Origin of the sequence: Pseudomonas sp. H26/SER47-MNA-CIBAN-0231 (assembly GCF_040310465.1) — a bacterium.
Lineage (GTDB): Bacteria > Pseudomonadota > Gammaproteobacteria > Pseudomonadales > Pseudomonadaceae > Aquipseudomonas > Aquipseudomonas atacamensis.
Genome location: NZ_JBEOPW010000008.1, coordinates 99605 through 116162, shown reverse-complemented (window position 1 = coordinate 116162; position 16558 = coordinate 99605). Strand labels below are relative to the sequence as shown.

Here is a 16558-nt window from a genome sequence, read left to right as displayed (position 1 = left end):
TCCAAGGAAACACCGTCATGCAGATCGAGAACAAGGTTTTTATCGTCACCGGTGGCGCGTCAGGCCTCGGTGCCGCCAGCGCTGAATTGCTGGTCAGTGCCGGCGCCAAAGTCATGCTGGTCGACATGAACGCCGAAGCCGTCGCCGCGCAGGCCCAGCGCCTCGGTGCGCAAAGTGTGGTTGCCGACATCAGCAATGAAGCCGCCGCCGAAGCCGCTGTGCAGGCGACCGTTGCCGCATTTGGCAGCCTCAACGGCCTGATCAACTGCGCCGGCATCGTGCGTGGCGAGAAGATCCTCGGCAAAAACGGCCCGCACGCCCTGAGCAGTTTTGCGCAAGTGATCAACGTCAACCTGATCGGCAGTTTCAACATGCTGCGCCTGGCTGCGGCGGCGATCGCCGAGAGCGAAGCCAATGCTGACGGCGAGCGTGGCGTGATCATCAACACCGCCTCGGTCGCAGCGTTCGACGGCCAGATTGGCCAGGCTGCGTACTCGGCATCCAAAGGCGCAATCGCCAGCCTGACCCTGCCAGCCGCCCGCGAACTGGCGCGCTTCGGCATCCGCGTGATGACCATCGCCCCGGGCATCTTCGAAACGCCGATGATGGCCGGCATGACCCCGGAAGTGCGCGACTCGCTCGCCGCCGGCGTGCCATTCCCGCCGCGTCTGGGCAAGCCCGCCGAATACGCCGCGCTGGTGCGCCACATCATCGAAAACAGCATGCTCAACGGCGAGGTGATCCGTCTCGACGGCGCCTTGCGCATGGCCGCCAAGTAAGGAGGATTTGTCATGACTATTGCCAACGATCCGATTGTTATCGTCAGCGCCGTCCGCACACCGATGGGCGGTTTTCAAGGCGAACTGAAAAGCCTTACCGCACCGCAACTCGGCGCGGCGGCGATCAAGGCTGCGGTCGAACGCGCCGGTGTCGCCAGCGACGCGGTTGATGAAGTGCTGTTCGGCTGCGTACTGCCCGCCGGCCTCGGCCAGGCGCCGGCACGTCAGGCTGCGCTGGGCGCCGGGCTGGATAAATCGACGCGCTGCACCACGGTCAACAAGATGTGCGGCTCGGGCATGCAGACCACCATCCTGGCTCACGACATGCTGCTTGCCGGCAGTGCCGACGTGGTGATCGCCGGCGGCATGGAAAGCATGTCCAACTCGCCGTACCTGCTTGATCGCGCCCGCGCCGGCTATCGCATGGGCCATGGCCGCGTGCTCGATTCGATGTTCCTCGACGGCCTCGAAGACGCCTACGACAAGGGCCGCCTGATGGGCACCTTCGCCGAGGATTGCGCCGAGGCCAACGGCTTCAGCCGCGAGGCGCAGGACGCTTTTGCCATTGCCTCGACCACCCGCGCGCAACAGGCGATCAAGGATGGCAGCTTCAAGGACGAAATCGTCCCGCTGACGGTGACCGTCGGCAAAGAGCAGGTGGTGATCAGCAACGATGAACAGCCGCCAAAAGCCAAACTCGACAAGGTCGCCTCGCTGAAACCGGCGTTCCGCGAGGGCGGCACGGTCACCGCAGCCAACTCCAGCTCGATTTCCGACGGCGCGGCGGCGTTGGTGCTGATGCGTCAGTCCCACGCGCAGCAACTGGGCCTCAAACCACTGGCGGTGATTCATGGCCACGCTGCGTTCGCGGATACCCCTGGCCTGTTTCCCACCGCACCGATTGGCGCGATCAAGAAACTGGTGAAGAAGACCGGTTGGGCGCTGGATCAGGTGGATCTGTTTGAAGTGAACGAAGCGTTCGCCGTGGTCGGCATGGCGGCGATGACGCACCTGGAGATTTCCCACGACAAGCTCAACGTGCACGGTGGCGCCTGCGCGCTGGGGCATCCGATCGGTGCGTCGGGGGCGCGGATTCTGGTGACGTTGCTCGCGGCGCTGCGGCAGAAACAGCTCAAGCGCGGCATTGCAGCAATATGCATTGGCGGTGGAGAGGCCACGGCCATGGCTGTGGAATGCGTTTACTGAAGGCATCGCCGATCAACTGTGGGAGCGAGCCTGCTCGCGAAGACGTCGTTTCAGCCGGCACATGCGTGACTGATACACCGCTTTCGCGAGCAGGCTCGCTCCCACAGGGTTCTATGTCGTACTCAGATTTGAAGGAATCACCATGATCCCCAACGAAGACCAGACCCAGATCCGCGACATGGCCCGGCAGTTTGCCGAGGAGCGGCTCAAGCCGTTCGCCGCCGAGTGGGATCGCGAACACCGATTCCCCAAGGAAGCCATCGCCGAGATGGCTGAGCTGGGCTTCTTCGGCATGCTCGTGCCGGAGCAGTGGGGCGGCTGTGACACCGGCTACCTCGCGTACGCCATGGCCCTGGAAGAAATCGCCGCCGGCGACGGTGCCTGCTCGACGATCATGAGCGTGCACAACTCGGTCGGCTGTGTGCCGATTCTCAAGTTCGGCAATGATGACCAGCGCGAGCGCTTCCTCAAACCATTGGCCAGCGGCGCCATGCTCGGCGCCTTCGCGCTGACCGAACCGCAGGCAGGTTCCGATGCCAGCAGCCTGAAAACCCGCGCCCGCCTGGAAGGCGATCACTACGTGCTCAACGGCTGCAAACAGTTCATCACCTCCGGGCAGAACGCCGGCATCGTGATCGTGTTTGCCGTGACTGACCCGAGCGCCGGCAAACGCGGGATCAGCGCGTTTATCGTGCCGACCGACTCGCCCGGCTACAAAGTCGCGCGGGTCGAAGACAAACTCGGCCAGCACGCCTCCGACACCTGCCAGATCCTCTTCGAAGATGTGAAAGTGCCGGTGGCCAATCGGCTGGGCGAGGAGGGCGAGGGCTACAAGATCGCCTTGGCCAACCTCGAAGGCGGCCGCGTCGGTATCGCCTCGCAAGCTGTCGGCATGGCCCGCGCTGCGTTCGAAGCCGCCCGTGATTACGCCCGCGAGCGAGACACCTTCGGCAAGCCGATCATCGAGCATCAGGCCGTGGCGTTCCGCCTGGCGGACATGGCCACGCAAATTGCCGTCGCCCGGCAGATGGTGCATTACGCCGCAGCCTTGCGCGACAGCGGCCAACCGGCGCTGGTCGAGGCGTCGATGGCCAAGCTGTTCGCCTCGGAAATGGCCGAGAAGGTCTGTTCCATGGCCTTGCAAACCCTCGGCGGTTACGGTTACCTCAACGACTTCCCGCTGGAACGCATCTACCGCGACGTGCGCGTCTGCCAGATCTACGAAGGCACCAGCGACATTCAGCGCATGGTCATTTCGCGCAATCTCTGACAAGGAATTTTATTCATGACTTACGAAACGATTCTGCTGGAAACCCGCGACCGCGTTGGCCTGATCACCCTCAACCGGCCGCAGGCGCTGAACGCGTTGAACGCGCAACTGGTCAGCGAAGTGAACCACGCCCTCGATACGCTGGAAGCCGATGCGCACATTGGCTGCATCGTCCTCACCGGTTCGAAAAAAGCTTTCGCCGCCGGCGCCGACATCAAGGAAATGGCTGAGCTGACCTATCCGCAGATCTACATGGACGACCTGTTCAGCGACAGCGATCGCGTTGCCAACCGACGCAAGCCGATCATCGCAGCGGTCAACGGCTTCGCCCTGGGCGGCGGTTGTGAACTGGCGCTGATGTGCGACTTCATCCTGGCGGGCGACAACGCCAGATTCGGCCAGCCGGAAATCAACCTCGGCGTGCTGCCGGGCATGGGCGGCACCCAGCGCCTGACCCGCGCCGTGGGCAAAGCCAAAGCCATGGAAATGTGCCTGAGCGGGCGCATGATCGACGCGGTAGAAGCCGAGCGCTGCGGCATCGTCGCGCGGATCGTGCCGAGCGATGAGCTGCTTGATGAGGCGCTGAAAGTCGCGGCGGTGATCGCCGGCAAATCACTGCCGATTGCGATGATGATCAAGGAGAGCGTCAACCGCGCGTTCGAGGTCAACCTGAGCGAAGGCGTGCGTTTCGAGCGGCGGGTGTTTCATGCCGCGTTTGCGACGCAGGATCAGAAGGAAGGGATGGCGGCGTTTATTGCCAAGCGTGAGGCTGCATTCCAAGGCAAATAGTGTGTGACCTTCAAAAGCCCCTCACCCTAGCCCTCTCCCCAGGGAGAGGGGACTGACCGCGTGATATGGGCGAATTACGCCGACCTGAAAGGTTGCCGCTGAATCCGTAACCGACCCGGTCGGCTCCCTCTCCCTGGGGAGAGGGGACTGACCGCGTGATATGGGCGAATTACGCCGACCTGAAAAGTTGCCGCTGAATCCGTAACCGACTCGGTCGGCTCCCTCTCCCCAGGGAGAGGGGACTGATCGCGTGATATGGGCGAATTACGCCGACCTGAAAGGTTGCCGCTGAATCCGTAACCGACTCGGTCGGCTCCCTCTCCCTGGGGAGAGGGCTGGGGTGAGGGGAAGGGCCAACGCCATTACAGCTGATAGTTCTTCAAATTCCGCGCAATCACCATCCGCTGTATCTCGCTCGACCCTTCATAGATCTGGGTAATCCGCGCATCGCGGTAGTACTTCTCGACCGGGTAATCCTCCAGATAGCCATAGCCGCCATGGATCTGGATCGCCGACGAACACACTTTCTCGGCCATTTCCGACGCGAACAGCTTGGCCTGTGAGGCCTCGGACAAGCATGGTTTGCCCGCCGTCCTCAGCCGCGCCGCATGGAGGATCAGCAACCGCGCGGCGTTGATCTGCATGTGCATGTCAGCCAGCAGATTGGCGATGCTCTGGTGCTCGATGATCGGCTTGTCGAATTGCACCCGGTCTTTCGAGTAGGCCAACGCCGCTTCAAACGCTGCCCGGGCGATACCCAATGCCTGCGCGGCGATGCCGATGCGTCCGCCTTCAAGGTTGGACAGGGCAATCGCCAGGCCCTTGCCGCGTTCGCCGAGCAGATTCGCCTCGGGGATGCTGCAGTTGTTCAGCGTCACCGCGCAGGTGTCGGAGGCGCGGATGCCCATTTTGTGTTCGGTACGATCGACGATGAAACCCGGTGTGTCGGTCGGCACCAGAAACGCTGACAGGCCTTTTTTGCCGAGATCCGGATCGGTTACTGCGAAGACGATCGCCAGTTTCGCCCGCTTGCCATTGCTGACAAATTGCTTGGCACCGTTGATCACCCATTGGCCGTCGCGCAGTTCGGCGCGGGTGCGCAGGTTGTGCGCTTCGGAGCCGGCCTGGGGTTCGGTCAGACAGAAGCAACCGATGGTCTGCCCACTGGCCAGATCGGCCAGCCAGGTCTGTTTCTGTTCGTCGCTGCCGTAGTTGAGCACCGGGCCGCAGCCTACCGAGTTGTGAATGCTCATGAACGCGCCGGTCGCGCCATCGCCGGCAGAGATTTCCTCAACCGCCAGCGCATAGGCAACGTAATCGACGTAGGTGCCGCCCCATTCCTCCGGTACAACCATGCCGAGCAGGCCCAGCTCGCCCATCTTCGCCACCAGCGCGTCGTCGATCCAGCCAGCCTTTTCCCAGGCCTGGGCGTGGGGCGCGATTTCGCCACGGGCAAAATCCCGGGCCATGTCGCGGATCATCACTTGTTCTTCAGTCAGTTCGAGATCGTGCATGACTCAGCTCCCGCTCTCATCAAAACCATGGAAGAAGCTCGCAACCCGGGCAGCGTCCAGCTCAGCGACGGTTGGCGGGTTCCAGCGCGGTGACTTGTCCTTGTCGATCAACAGGGCGCGCACGCCTTCGATCAGGTCGCCACGGGCAAACCACTGGCGGTCCAGATGCAGCTCCAGCGCAAAGCAATTCTCCAGACTCAGGTGCCTGCCGCGACGGAGCATTTCCAGGGTCACGGCCATGGCCAGCGGCGAGCGGGTTTCCAGCAGATCCGCCGTGCTGACTGCCCATTCGTGGCTGTCGGCGACAGTGACGGCGCGCAATTGCTCGATCATGCTCGGCACGTCGGGCAGGGCGAAAAAGTGGTCGATGGCCGGGCGCAACGCTTGGAGGGGCGCATCGGGCAGGGTTTGCACGGCGTGCTTGGCCAGCAGGTTCTGCAGCGACTTCAGCGGCGTGTCCTGCCACTCCATCTGATCGAGTTTTTCGTCGAGCAGCGCCAGTTTGCTGCTGTCCAGATACCAGTCGGCGAGGCCGCAGTACAGCGCATCGGCCGCGCGAATCTGCACGCCGCTGACGCCCAGATAAATCCCCAGTTCACCGGGAATACGCGGCAGGAAGTAGCTGCCGCCGACGTCGGGGAAGTAACCGATGGCCACTTCCGGCATCGCCAGTCGGCTCTTCTCGGTGACCACGCGCAGATCGGCGCCTTGCACCAGGCCCATGCCGCCGCCGAGGACAAAACCGTCCATCAGGGCCAGCACCGGTTTGCGGTAGTGATGAATGGTCAGGTCGAGGGCGTATTCCTCGACGAAGAAATCTTCGTGCAGCGTGTCGCCGCTCTTGTAGCTGTCGTACAGCGAACGAATATCGCCGCCGGCGCAGAAAGCCTTTTCGCCGGCACCGCGCAATACCACGGCGTGCACATCGGCGTCAGACGCCCAGGCATCGAGCTGCTGTTGCAGCAGACGCACCATGTCCAGGGTGATTGCATTGAGGCCCGCAGGGCGGTTGAGGGTCAGGTGGCCGATATGATTGCGCACCTCGGCCAGCACGTCGTTTGGTATGGCATCCATGGACGGGGTCCGCCGGGATGAAGCCTGAGCTGTCATCAGTAACTCCCTGCTTTTATTGTCTTTATTCGAAAAGCCCGCGCGCGGGCGTTAGCGGATCGTAACAGTGCAAATTTGTCGTGTACAACGGGGATATGTGCAGGGGGAATCTGCGTTTTTCTCTTAGCGCCGCTGTCCGTGTAGGAGCTGACGAGTGCAAAGGGATCATCTGAACGTTTCGGTAATGCTGCGGCGCTTGGCGTGCAGTTCGCTGGCGTGGATCAGGCGTTCGAGGTCTTCGGGGGTGACGTCGATGAAGGCTTCCATGTCGGCCAGCGCCAGTTTCAAGTCTTCGGCGGTGATCGCCTGGCGGTCGACCGGGACCACTGGCGGTGCCGGGTCGGCAGCGCGTTTCGGATAGCGGATGCGGGTCAGGTTGTTATAGGCCAGCGCGCTGACGAGCATGCACAGGGCGCCGAGCATCACCGGCTCCATGGCTTTCCAGTCCATGGCGATGGTCGCGGGGTCGGCCAGCACCAGGGTCAACGCCAATGCGCCGGCCGGCGGGTGCAGGCAGCGCAGCCAGCACATCAGAATCACCGCCATGCCGGCGGCGAGGCAGGCGCTGCCCAGCGTACGGCCAAGCACATGGGCGACCAGCAAGGCGACCACGCCAGCACACAGGTAGCCGCCGAGAATCGACCATGGCTGGGCGAGGGCGCCGGAGGACACGGCGAACAGCAGCACCGCCGAAGCGCCGAGCGGACCGATCAAGTGAAACGCAACGTCATGCCCGAACACTTGCGCGCACATCCACACACTGAACAGCGTGCCCAGGCCCATGCCGATCGCGGCACGGCTCCATTCAGTGGGCCGGGTGTTGATGGCAGCGGGCAACCAGCGAGCAAGCATGTAGAACTGATCCTTTACAAAATCCGGGACAAAAAAAAGGACTTGTCCGGCATATCCGGAAAGCCCTCGAAGCGTTCCAACATTGGGGGAGGAACGCGCGTAGTTTGCCGATCAAACTCGATACTGACAAATTCATATAAATGCAGTTTTAGTGCACTATTTTTGCATTGAAGAGGTGCGCCGCGCGCTGACGAAGCATAGATATCCACCCAGCGCCGCCAAGCCGCTCAGGGCGTAGAACATGCTCGGCGCCGGCGTGTGCATCAGCAGAAACCCGCACAGCACCGGGCTCGCCCCGCCGCCGAGTGCCGCCAGGTTCTGCGCGCCGTAGTAGCTGCCGCGCAGTGCCTCCGGGGCGAGGGTATCGACGAAGAGGAAGTCTGCCGGGTAAATGATCATTTCGCCCAAGGTGAAGATGAACATCGCCACGCACCAGCCGAGCAGGCTGTCCGCCAAACTGAAGCCAATCAACCCGACGATGAACAGCGCAGTGCCGCCAGCAATCCAGTGACGCAGGTGTTCGCGGCTGAGCCAGCGACCGACCTGGTATTGCAGGAGGATCACCGTGATTGCGTTGCAGGCGAGCAGGGCGGCCATGGTGTCCAGGGTCTGTTGCTGGGTGTGGGTGGCCAGCAGGTATTGCGACAGGTACAGGGTGAAGCGTCCGTGCACCAACGTGCTGAGCAGGCAGCCAAGGGTGAACATAACCATGGTGCGGTCGTTTTTCAGGATCATCAGTGTGTTGAGGAAACTTTGCGGCGCACTGCCGGAAGTTATCGGACTGGCATCCCTGGTCGCGCCGAGCAGCAGAAAAATACTGCCAATGGCGATCGCGCCGGCAACGATGAACGGCGCGGACGGCTGCACCCCGGCAATCACCACGCCAATCATCGGGCCGACGGCGTAGCCGATATTGGTCAGCGTGTAATTGAGGGAAAACGCCTTGACCCGCTGGCCCACCGGCAGGTTTTCACTGAGGATTGCCTTGGAGCCGATCAGGAACAGCGCCGACGCGGTTTCGCTGATGATCAGCACCAGGGTGACCAGATACAGGTTCTGCGCGAAGGTCAGCAGGATCAGGCCGATACCGCTGGAGAGCATGGCGACAATCAGCAAATGGCGCTTGTCCAGCTTGTCGATGATGTAGCCGCCGTACAGCGACAGCAGCGTGGCGCTGAACACGGCGATGCCCAGCAGCAAGCCGACATCCTGCGGATCGAGCCCGAGCTTGTTGCTGAGGAACAGCGTCAGCAACGGACTGACCAGGGCGCGGCTGATGACCACGGTCAGCGAGCTGATCATCAACCGGCGAATGAACGGCGAATACATGGCCACGGATGGGGAATGTCCTTATTCGGAATGGCTGGCGAACGCCATCCTCTCTGGGCAGCCGCCACCGGTCAACCTCCATCGCCCCATGCACATTGTCCCTGTGGGAGCTGGCTTGCCAGCGATTGCGGTGTGTCAGGCAACATTTGAATCGGCTGGTATTCCGTCATCGCTGGCAAGCCAGCTCCCACACGGTCTGTGTGCAGTCCACTGCCATCACTGGCCACCGGCGGGCCAGTTCAAGCCACATCCGAAGCCGCCGGCCTCTGCCGCAAGGTGATCGGCAACTTGCACGATTCACCGCGCCCTATCGGGAAATACTGGAAACCATTGCGCGCCAGGCGCCCGGCGTCGTACAGGTTGCGGCCGTCGAAGATGACCGGGCTGTTGAGGCGCTGTTTGATCAGCTCGAAATCCGGGGCCTTGAACTGTTGCCATTCAGTGCAGATGATCAGCGCATCGGCGCCGGCCAGTACCGATTCCGGCGTGCCCATCAGCATCAGTTTTGATTCGTTTGGATAGAGATTCTGGGTTTCCACCATGGCCTCCGGATCAAACGCGCGCACGCTGGCCCCGGCAGCCCATAAATCTTCGAGCAGAACCCGGCTCGGCGCGTCGCGCATGTCGTCGGTGTTGGGTTTGAACGCCAGGCCCCACAAGGCAAAGGTCCTGCCGCGCAAGTCACCACGGTAGAACGCGTTGATGCGTTCAAACAGCTTGTGCTTCTGCCGCTGGTTGATGGCTTCTACCGCTTGCAGCAGATCACTGGAGCAATGCGCCTGCTCGGCACTGTGAATCAACGCGCGCATGTCTTTGGGAAAACACGAACCGCCGTAGCCGCAACCCGGATAGATGAAGTGATAGCCAATCCGCGTATCGGCACCGATGCCCTGGCGCACTGATTCGATATCTGCGCCGAGGTGCTCGGCGAGTTCGGCGATCTGGTTGATGAAGCTGATCTTGGTCGCCAGCATGCAGTTGGCGGCGTATTTGGTCAGCTCGGCACTGCGCAGGTCCATGAACAGGATGCGGTCATGGTTGCGGTTGAACGGCGCGTACAGATCGCGCATCACATCGCGCACTTCAGCGCCTTCGCAACCGATGACGATACGATCCGGCCGCCGGCAATCAGCAACCGCTGAACCTTCCTTGAGAAATTCCGGGTTTGAGACAATATCGAACTGCAACAGGCGGCCAATCTTGATCAGGACCTTTTCGATGTGGCTGCGCAAAGCATCGCCCGTGCCCACCGGCACCGTGGACTTTTCCACAACGATCAACGGCTGCTGGCGATGCCGGGCAATCGAGTCGCCGACCGACAACACGTAGCGCAGGTCCGCCGAGCCGTCCTCGCGTGACGGAGTGCCCACCGCGATGAACGCCACCCGCCCATGCAACACTGCGAGTCGCTCATCAGTGGTGAATTGCAGGCGTTTCGAGTCCAGGCCCTCGCGCACCAGGCTGGCCAGCCCCGGCTCGTAAATACTGACGTGCCCCTGGCCCAATTGCTCGATCTTCTGCGCGTCGATATCCATGCACACGACATCGTGACCGACCTCAGCCAGCACCGCCGCTTGCACCAGACCGACGTAACCACTGCCAAACACCGTGATCTTCATGCCGCACTCCTGTTCGAAGTCCCTGCATTGAACATAAGAGCGCGATGTTTCAGTTCGCCTACCGTGCTGATAAAGCAGCAAACAGACCGTTCGGGGAATGCCCGATTGACTTTTATGGCCTCGAACGGCAGGTTGTCGGCCTTTCGCGGCAACCCCTGTCATTGAGTCACGCCGTTTTTTTGCGTTTCATTTCATGCATTTATTGTTTTTGTTGAATCGTTTTTTATTTCAAGGCCGTTTCGTTTGAGTGATTTGTCGAGTACCCAACCTGCACCGTCCACCAGCAATCCGCTGACCGTTTACCTGGCACGACTGGCACCTTCCAGCCAGTTGACCATGCGCTATGTGCTGCAAGATGCCGCTGACCGCCTCGGTTTCGAGGACGTCGATATCGAAGAAATCCCCTGGCACGGCCTGCAACCGGAAGACGTGGTAGCGCTGGTGGCCGCTTTGCGTGCCGATGGTTATGCACCGAACACCTCTTCGCTGTACGTCAACGCCGTGCGCGGGGTGATGAACGAGGCGTGGCGCATGAGCCTGATCAGCCAGGATCACCTGCTGAAGATGCGTTCGGTCAAGGGCATAGCCGGCACACGGCTGTCCCAGGGGCGCAACCTCAAGCGCACGCTGATTCACGAACTGATGGAAGTCTGCGCTGCCGACCCGCGCCCGCAGGGCTTGCGTGATGCGGCGGTGATAGCGCTGCTGTACGGCACCGGCATGCGCAAGTCGGAATCGGTGGATCTGGATCTGAGCCAGGTCGACTTCAACGAACGTAGCCTGACCGTCACCGGCAAGGGCAACAAACAGCTGATCAAGTACGCGCCGGCCTGGGCCTTTGCCAAGCTCGACGCCTGGCTGGAACTGCGTCGTTCACAGCTCAAGGAAGGCGAGAGCGACGATGCATTCCTGTTCAATCGCATACGCCGGGGCAGCCACATCACCCGCGAGCGCATCACCAAACACGCGATTTACTACATCGCCCGCCAGCGCGGTACGCAGGTCGGGGTGAAAATCATGCCCCACGATTTTCGGCGTTCATTCATCACCCGGGTGATCGAAGAGCACGACCTGTCGATCGCGCAGAAACTGGCGCATCACAGCAATATCCAGACAACCGCCAACTACGATGTGCGCGATGACAACGAGCGGCGGCGGGCGGTGGATCGCTTCGATTTATAAAGCGATTAGCCCGATGAAGGGCAATTGCGCGCGGCCATTGACGCCTGAGTGATTTGTGCAGCAAGACGTTTGACGTTGTTCTGTTGCGCAGTCACCAGCTCTTCGATGCTTGGCCCTGAAGGCGTCTGCAACACCGAGCGACAGGTCAGTAGCGCCGCGTCCGCCGCACCCAGCGGGCGCACTCGCCATTTCACGTCGATCAAGGCGTACTGGCCGGGAATCGAATCGAAGCGCTGCACGTCGATGCGCACGGAGGCGCGCTGCTGGCCGACACCGCTGCTCAATTGGTCGATCAGCGCGCCGCGCAACTCATCGGCAAGAGTGGCGCTCCACCAATCGGTTTCCAGAATCGCCACGCCGCTGTTGCCTTGGCGAATCACAATCTGCGCGCGATCGACCTGTGGCGGCACGCTGATGCTTTCGATGGCGATGTCGGCGCCGTTGCGGCTGGCACCCGGTTGCGCCGGAGTCAGTGTGTGAAAGCTGATCGGGTCGCTACGGCACGCAGTCAGCAGCACGAAGGCAGCGAGCACGGTGATCTTCAACGGTAAAGCCATGGATGCAGCTCCTGTGCTCAATTGCGTGGCGGTCCTTTAAGGTCCAGCGGCGCGGCGTTGTCGGGGCGTCCGCGAATCAGCGACTCAGGGTGGCGACCGAGGTAATCCGACAGCTCTCGCAACGAGCGCGACATGCGCCCGAGCTCGTCGAGGGTCTCGGTGAGTTGCTCGCGTTGCGGTGAATCCTCGGCGAGGGTCGCATTGGCGGACTGCAACGTCTTGCTGACATCGGCGAGGGTGCTCTGTACACCCGGCAGAGTCCTGGCGTTGAACTGCTTCAGGCCCTTGCGCAGCTCGACCAGATTGCCGTCGAGGTTGCTGGCGATGCGTTCAACCGGCAATGCGTTGATCTTGTTGACCATCGCCTCGAGTTTTTCCTGCAACTGTTCGAGGCTGCCGGGAACGGTCGGAATGGTGACCGGCCGTGCCTTGGGGTCGAACGCGACTTTCGGCGCTTTGGGATAGAAATCCAGCGAGATATACAACTGACCGGTGAGCAGGTTGCCATTGCGGGCCTGGGCGCGCAGACCATTTTCGATGAACGTGCCGATCAGGCGCGCGCCGGTGGCCTCGTCGTTTTCGTCGCCATGGTAGGTCTTGAGAATTTTCGCGTGGGCACGGCCGAGTCGCTGCGGATAAATGACAATGCCGACATTCACTGGAAAGGTGCGTTTGACCTCGTCAAAGTCGAGATTGACCGCCACCACCCGGCCGATTTCGATACCGAGAAACTCTACGGGCGCATCCACCTTGAGGCCGCGCAACGCCTGATCAAACCGCAGCGCCAGGTATTGCGCCTTGCCGTCGGGCGGGGCGAGGGCGGCGGTCTGGTTGGCAAACAGCTCGAAACTCTTGTCGTCGCTGGCCGGCTTATCGTCGGGGCTGTAGTCCGGGGCGCGGAAAGCGATGCCGCCCACCAGCAGGGTCGACAGCGATTCGGTTTTCACCGCGAAACCGTTGGCGCCGACATTGATGTCGATGCCACTGGCGTTCCAGAAGCGGGTGTTTTCGGTGACGTAGGCATCGTTCGGCGAATGCACGAAGACTTCGATGTTGACGCCTTTGCCGTCCGGGTCCAGCGCGTAGGACACAACCTGGCCAACGGGAATCTTGCGGTAATAAACGGGGGAGCCGATGTCCAGCGAGCCAAGGTCTGCGGTGTGCAGCGTAAAGCGTTTGCCCGGTTCGCCGTAGGTGATCGGCGGCGGGTTCTCCAGACCTTTGAAGTTTTTTGAGCGGGTATTGGCCTGACCAATGTCGGCGCCGATGTAATCGCCCGACAGCAGCGTATCGATGCCCGAGACCCCGCCGGCGCCGATGCGTGGACGCACGACCCAGAACTGCGAGTCCTCGCGGGTAAAGGCTTCGGCCTGCTTGGCCAGTTTGATCGTGGCGTTGACGTGTTTATGGTCGTTGGCCAGTTCGACGTCGGAGACATGGCCGATGACCACGTTGCGGTACCGGACTTCGGTTTTGTTTGCGGTCAGACCATCGCCGGTCTTGAAGGTGACGGTGATGACCGGGCCTTCCTGAAGGATGTTGTGAATCACCAGCGAAATCCCGACCAGCACCGCCACAATCGGTACGATCCATACCAGTGAAATAGCGAAACGGCGGGTTTTGATCGGCGCTTGACCGGGTGCTAGCGGCTCATCGCTGGCTGACGACTTCATCCATGTCCTCCTCAATTAATCGGGCCCTGAGCGTCAGGAACGCAAAAGCACCTCATCAATATAGAAGTGCTTGGCGATAGAGCAAATGTGTATAGCTGGCATAGGACGCGATTGCGGTGCAAGGAGCTGGCGAAGGTTGCGACCTGATCGTTCCCATGCTCTGCGTGGGAATGCAGCCCGGGACGCTCTGCGTCCCAAGATCGCAGCCTTCGGCAGCTCCTACAGGGGCCAGAATCTTGGCGGGCTCAGCCGAGCATTTCGCGCACGCGATACCAGAACATGCCCAGCGCCAGCAGCGGCGAACGCAACGCCGGGCCGCCGGGGAAGGTCATGTGCGGCACGCCGCTGAACACGTCCATGCCCTGGCTGTGCCCGGCATGAGTGGCTTCGCCCAACAACTTCGCGCACCAGTGGGTGACGTTGAGGCCATGACCGGAATAGCCCTGCGCGTAAAACACGTTCGGGTGCTGCTTGAGCCGGCCAACCTGAGGAAAACGGTTGGCGGTAATGCCAATCTTGCCGCCCCATTGGTAGTCGATGCGCACATCGGTCAGTTGCGGGAACACCTTGAGCATTTTCGGGCGCATGTAGGCAGCGATATCCGCCGGATCGCGGCCGGAATAATGACAAGCGCCGCCAAACAGCAACCGTCGATCAGCCGAGAGTCGGTAATAGTCCAGTCCGACTTTTTGATCGCACAGCGCCAGGTTCTGTGGAATCAACAGCGCGGCGCGGCTTTCGTCTAGCGGCTCGGTGGCGATGATGTAACTGCCGGCGGGCAGCACCTTGCCGCTGAGTTTCGGCTCGAGGTCATCCAGATGCGCGTTGCAGCCGAGCACCAGGCTGCCGGCGCGCACTGAACCCGTGGCGCAACGCACCTCGACGGTCGGGCCATGGAGAATTTCCAGCACCGGACTCTGCTCAAAGATACGCACGCCCAGCGATGCCGCGAGACGCGCCTCACCTTGCACCAGATCAAGCGGATGCAAGTGCCCCGAACCCATGTCGATCAATCCGCCGGCGTACACACCAGCGTCGACCACTTGCTGCCGGATCTGCTCCGGCCCGACCAGCCTGGTTGCGTGGGCATAGTCGAGTTCGGCGAGGCTGTCCTGTTCCTGCTTGAACGCGGCGAATTGCGCGGCGGTGTTGGCCAGTTCGCAAAAGCCCCAGCGCAGATCACAGTCGATGGCGTTTTCAGTGATGCGCTGGCGCACCAGCTCCACCGAATCGATACCGGCGCGCCGCAGATAGCGCACGCCGTCCTGGCCAACGTAGCGAGCGAACCCCTCGACTTCATGGCCGATACCGCGAATCAGCTGACCGCCATTGCGGCCGCTGGCGCCCCAGCCGATACGTCGCGCCTCGAGCAACACCACCGACAGACCGCGCTGGGCCAGCTCAATCGCGGTGTTGACGCCAGTGAAGCCGCCACCGATTACGCAGACGTCGGCAAGCAAATCACCATCCAGCGCAGGGTAGGGCGTGCTCGTCCGTGCAGAAGCGGCGTAATAAGAGCCGGTGTGTTGTGCGCTGTGCTGATTCATTTGTTCGACTTCACTTTGCTCCACGACCGGGTCATCAGACGCATGATCGCCTGGGGCGGGGTCGAGGAAATGTAGAGTTTGTCGAGCACCGACTGCGGCGGGTAAACCTCAGGATTGTTGACCAAGTCCTGATCCATGAACGGCTTGGCCGCCGGATTCGGGTTGGCGTAGCCGACGGTGGCGCTGACCTTGGCGATCACCTGCGGATCGAGCAGGTAATTGATGAAGGCGTGCGCCTCTTTGGCGTTGCTCGCGTCGGCCGGAATCGCCAGCAGATCAAACCACAGGTTGGCGCCTTCCTTGGGGATGGCGTAAGCGATATTCACACCGTTCTTGGCTTCCTTGGCGCGGTTGGCCGCCTGGAAGACATCGCCGGAGTAACCGAACGCAACGCAGATGTCACCATTGGCCAGGTCGGAAACATACTTGGAAGAATGGAAATAGGTGATGTACGGGCGGATGCTCAGCAGCTTGGCTTCGGCCTTTTTATAGTCCTCGGGCTTTTCGCTGCGAGGGTCCATGCCCATGTAGTTGAGGATGGCCGGGAAGACTTCGTCGGCGGAGTCCATCATCGACACGCCGCACTGGCTCAGCTTCTTCAGATTCTCGGGTTCGAACAGCACGGCCCAGGAATCGATGTGGTCGATGCCGAGCACTTGCTTGACCTTGTCGACGTTGTAACCGATGCCGTTGGTGCCCCACAGGTAAGGCACCGAGTGCGCATTCTCGGGATCATTTTTCTCAAGCAATTCAAGCAGTTTCGGATCCAAGTTCTTCCAGTTTGGTAACTGTGAACGATCGAGCTTCATGAACGCCCCGGCCTTTACCTGGCGGGCGAGGAAGTGGTTGGACGGCACTACCACGTCGTATCCGGTGCGACCGGCGAGGAGTTTGCCTTCAAGGGTTTCGTTGGAGTCGAAGACGTCGTAGATCACCTTGATCCCGGTCTTGCTCTGGAAGTCGGCGAGGGTGGTTTCGCCGATGTAGTCGGTCCAGTTGTAGACGCTGACTTGGGGCTCGGCGTGGGCTACGGCACTGAACAGCACGCTCAGTGCGACCGGGAGTACGGATTTCAATAGACGCATTTCGACACCTCTTCTTGTAATGATCGCTCCCACGCTCTGCGTGGGA

The 16558-nt window shown here is 61.4% G+C and carries 14 protein-coding genes; 5 read left to right on the top strand and 9 right to left on the bottom strand.

Translation table 11 applies throughout. The features are described 5' to 3' along the window. Positions 1 to 17: 17 nt before the first annotated feature. The 4 genes from AAEZ10_RS14715 (at position 18) to AAEZ10_RS14700 (ending at position 4044) form a co-directional block, all read left to right on the top strand. Positions 18 to 779, top strand: a complete 762-nt coding sequence (locus AAEZ10_RS14715) for an SDR family NAD(P)-dependent oxidoreductase (protein ID WP_041480381.1) — start codon at positions 18 to 20, stop codon at positions 777 to 779. Between the two features lie 12 nt (positions 780 to 791). After that, positions 792 to 1985, top strand: coding sequence for an acetyl-CoA C-acyltransferase (locus tag AAEZ10_RS14710; protein WP_350569791.1), 1194 nt, complete (start codon positions 792 to 794; stop codon positions 1983 to 1985). Between the two features lie 142 nt (positions 1986 to 2127). Continuing rightward, the gene (locus AAEZ10_RS14705; protein WP_073474453.1) at positions 2128 to 3255 is read left to right on the top strand and encodes an acyl-CoA dehydrogenase; all 1128 of its coding nucleotides are present in this window, start codon (positions 2128 to 2130) and stop codon (positions 3253 to 3255) included. A 15-nt stretch (positions 3256 to 3270) separates the two neighbouring features. Continuing rightward, complete coding sequence (locus tag AAEZ10_RS14700) at positions 3271 to 4044, top strand: enoyl-CoA hydratase (protein ID WP_016774718.1); 774 nt, start codon at positions 3271 to 3273, stop codon at positions 4042 to 4044. A 362-nt stretch (positions 4045 to 4406) separates the two neighbouring features. On the opposite strand, the gene AAEZ10_RS14695 is transcribed toward AAEZ10_RS14700, so the two are convergent. From AAEZ10_RS14695 to AAEZ10_RS14675, 5 genes are all read right to left on the bottom strand, one after another. Further along, a complete protein-coding gene (locus AAEZ10_RS14695) occupies positions 4407 to 5558 on the bottom strand; it encodes an acyl-CoA dehydrogenase family protein (protein ID WP_243243242.1) in 1152 nt (383 codons plus the stop codon). 3 nt (positions 5559 to 5561) lie between these two features. Beyond that, a complete protein-coding gene (locus AAEZ10_RS14690) occupies positions 5562 to 6668 on the bottom strand; it encodes an enoyl-CoA hydratase/isomerase family protein (RefSeq protein ID WP_350569788.1) in 1107 nt (368 codons plus the stop codon). A gap of 165 nt (positions 6669 to 6833) precedes the next feature. Next, positions 6834 to 7520 carry an HPP family protein gene (locus AAEZ10_RS14685; RefSeq protein WP_350569786.1) on the bottom strand — a complete coding sequence of 229 codons (687 nt, stop codon included), beginning with the start codon at positions 7518 to 7520 and terminating at the stop codon, positions 6834 to 6836. A gap of 156 nt (positions 7521 to 7676) precedes the next feature. Then, the gene (locus tag AAEZ10_RS14680; protein ID WP_350569784.1) at positions 7677 to 8855 is read right to left on the bottom strand and encodes an MFS transporter; all 1179 of its coding nucleotides are present in this window, start codon (positions 8853 to 8855) and stop codon (positions 7677 to 7679) included. Positions 8856 to 9088: 233 nt separating this feature from the next. Then, positions 9089 to 10468 (bottom strand): UDP-glucose dehydrogenase family protein, encoded by a 1380-nt coding sequence (locus AAEZ10_RS14675; RefSeq protein WP_350569782.1) that lies wholly within the window; start codon positions 10466 to 10468, stop codon positions 9089 to 9091. 243 nt (positions 10469 to 10711) lie between these two features. Here AAEZ10_RS14675 and AAEZ10_RS14670 point away from each other — a divergent pair, with 243 nt between their 5' ends. Then, positions 10712 to 11650: a site-specific integrase gene (locus AAEZ10_RS14670; RefSeq protein ID WP_186569674.1), complete on the top strand. Its 939-nt coding sequence runs from the start codon at positions 10712 to 10714 to the stop codon at positions 11648 to 11650. A 5-nt stretch (positions 11651 to 11655) separates the two neighbouring features. Here AAEZ10_RS14670 and AAEZ10_RS14665 read toward each other — a convergent pair whose 3' ends face one another. The 4 genes from AAEZ10_RS14665 to AAEZ10_RS14650 all read right to left on the bottom strand — a co-directional run bounded on the left by AAEZ10_RS14665 (position 11656) and on the right by AAEZ10_RS14650 (position 16512). Continuing rightward, entirely contained in the window at positions 11656 to 12207 is a 552-nt protein-coding gene (locus tag AAEZ10_RS14665; RefSeq protein ID WP_122507347.1) for a PqiC family protein, read from the bottom strand. A gap of 17 nt (positions 12208 to 12224) precedes the next feature. Further along, positions 12225 to 13880: a PqiB family protein gene (locus AAEZ10_RS14660; RefSeq protein ID WP_122507348.1), complete on the bottom strand. Its 1656-nt coding sequence runs from the start codon at positions 13878 to 13880 to the stop codon at positions 12225 to 12227. Between the two features lie 245 nt (positions 13881 to 14125). Continuing rightward, positions 14126 to 15427 carry an NAD(P)/FAD-dependent oxidoreductase gene (locus AAEZ10_RS14655; protein WP_350569779.1) on the bottom strand — a complete coding sequence of 434 codons (1302 nt, stop codon included), beginning with the start codon at positions 15425 to 15427 and terminating at the stop codon, positions 14126 to 14128. Next, positions 15424 to 16512, bottom strand: a complete 1089-nt coding sequence (locus AAEZ10_RS14650; protein WP_073474436.1) for a polyamine ABC transporter substrate-binding protein — start codon at positions 16510 to 16512, stop codon at positions 15424 to 15426. Before AAEZ10_RS14650 ends, AAEZ10_RS14655 begins: the two co-directional genes overlap by 4 nt. Positions 16513 to 16558: the final 46 nt, after the last annotated feature.

What these genes read in the sequence shown, in the direction of transcription:
- AAEZ10_RS14690 (WP_350569788.1), bottom strand. Translation starts at nt 6,668, where the DNA reads ATGACAGCTCAGGCTTCATCCCGGCGGACCCCGTCCATGGATGCCATA.
- AAEZ10_RS14675 (WP_350569782.1), bottom strand. Translation starts at nt 10,468, where the DNA reads ATGAAGATCACGGTGTTTGGCAGTGGTTACGTCGGTCTGGTGCAAGCG.
- AAEZ10_RS14700 (WP_016774718.1), top strand. Translation starts at nt 3,271, where the DNA reads ATGACTTACGAAACGATTCTGCTGGAAACCCGCGACCGCGTTGGCCTG.
- AAEZ10_RS14715 (WP_041480381.1), top strand. Translation starts at nt 18, where the DNA reads ATGCAGATCGAGAACAAGGTTTTTATCGTCACCGGTGGCGCGTCAGGC.
- AAEZ10_RS14650 (WP_073474436.1), bottom strand. Translation starts at nt 16,512, where the DNA reads ATGCGTCTATTGAAATCCGTACTCCCGGTCGCACTGAGCGTGCTGTTC.
- AAEZ10_RS14665 (WP_122507347.1), bottom strand. Translation starts at nt 12,207, where the DNA reads ATGGCTTTACCGTTGAAGATCACCGTGCTCGCTGCCTTCGTGCTGCTG.
- AAEZ10_RS14710 (WP_350569791.1), top strand. Translation starts at nt 792, where the DNA reads ATGACTATTGCCAACGATCCGATTGTTATCGTCAGCGCCGTCCGCACA.
- AAEZ10_RS14695 (WP_243243242.1), bottom strand. Translation starts at nt 5,558, where the DNA reads ATGCACGATCTCGAACTGACTGAAGAACAAGTGATGATCCGCGACATG.
- AAEZ10_RS14660 (WP_122507348.1), bottom strand. Translation starts at nt 13,880, where the DNA reads ATGAAGTCGTCAGCCAGCGATGAGCCGCTAGCACCCGGTCAAGCGCCG.
- AAEZ10_RS14655 (WP_350569779.1), bottom strand. Translation starts at nt 15,427, where the DNA reads ATGAATCAGCACAGCGCACAACACACCGGCTCTTATTACGCCGCTTCT.
- AAEZ10_RS14685 (WP_350569786.1), bottom strand. Translation starts at nt 7,520, where the DNA reads ATGCTTGCTCGCTGGTTGCCCGCTGCCATCAACACCCGGCCCACTGAA.
- AAEZ10_RS14705 (WP_073474453.1), top strand. Translation starts at nt 2,128, where the DNA reads ATGATCCCCAACGAAGACCAGACCCAGATCCGCGACATGGCCCGGCAG.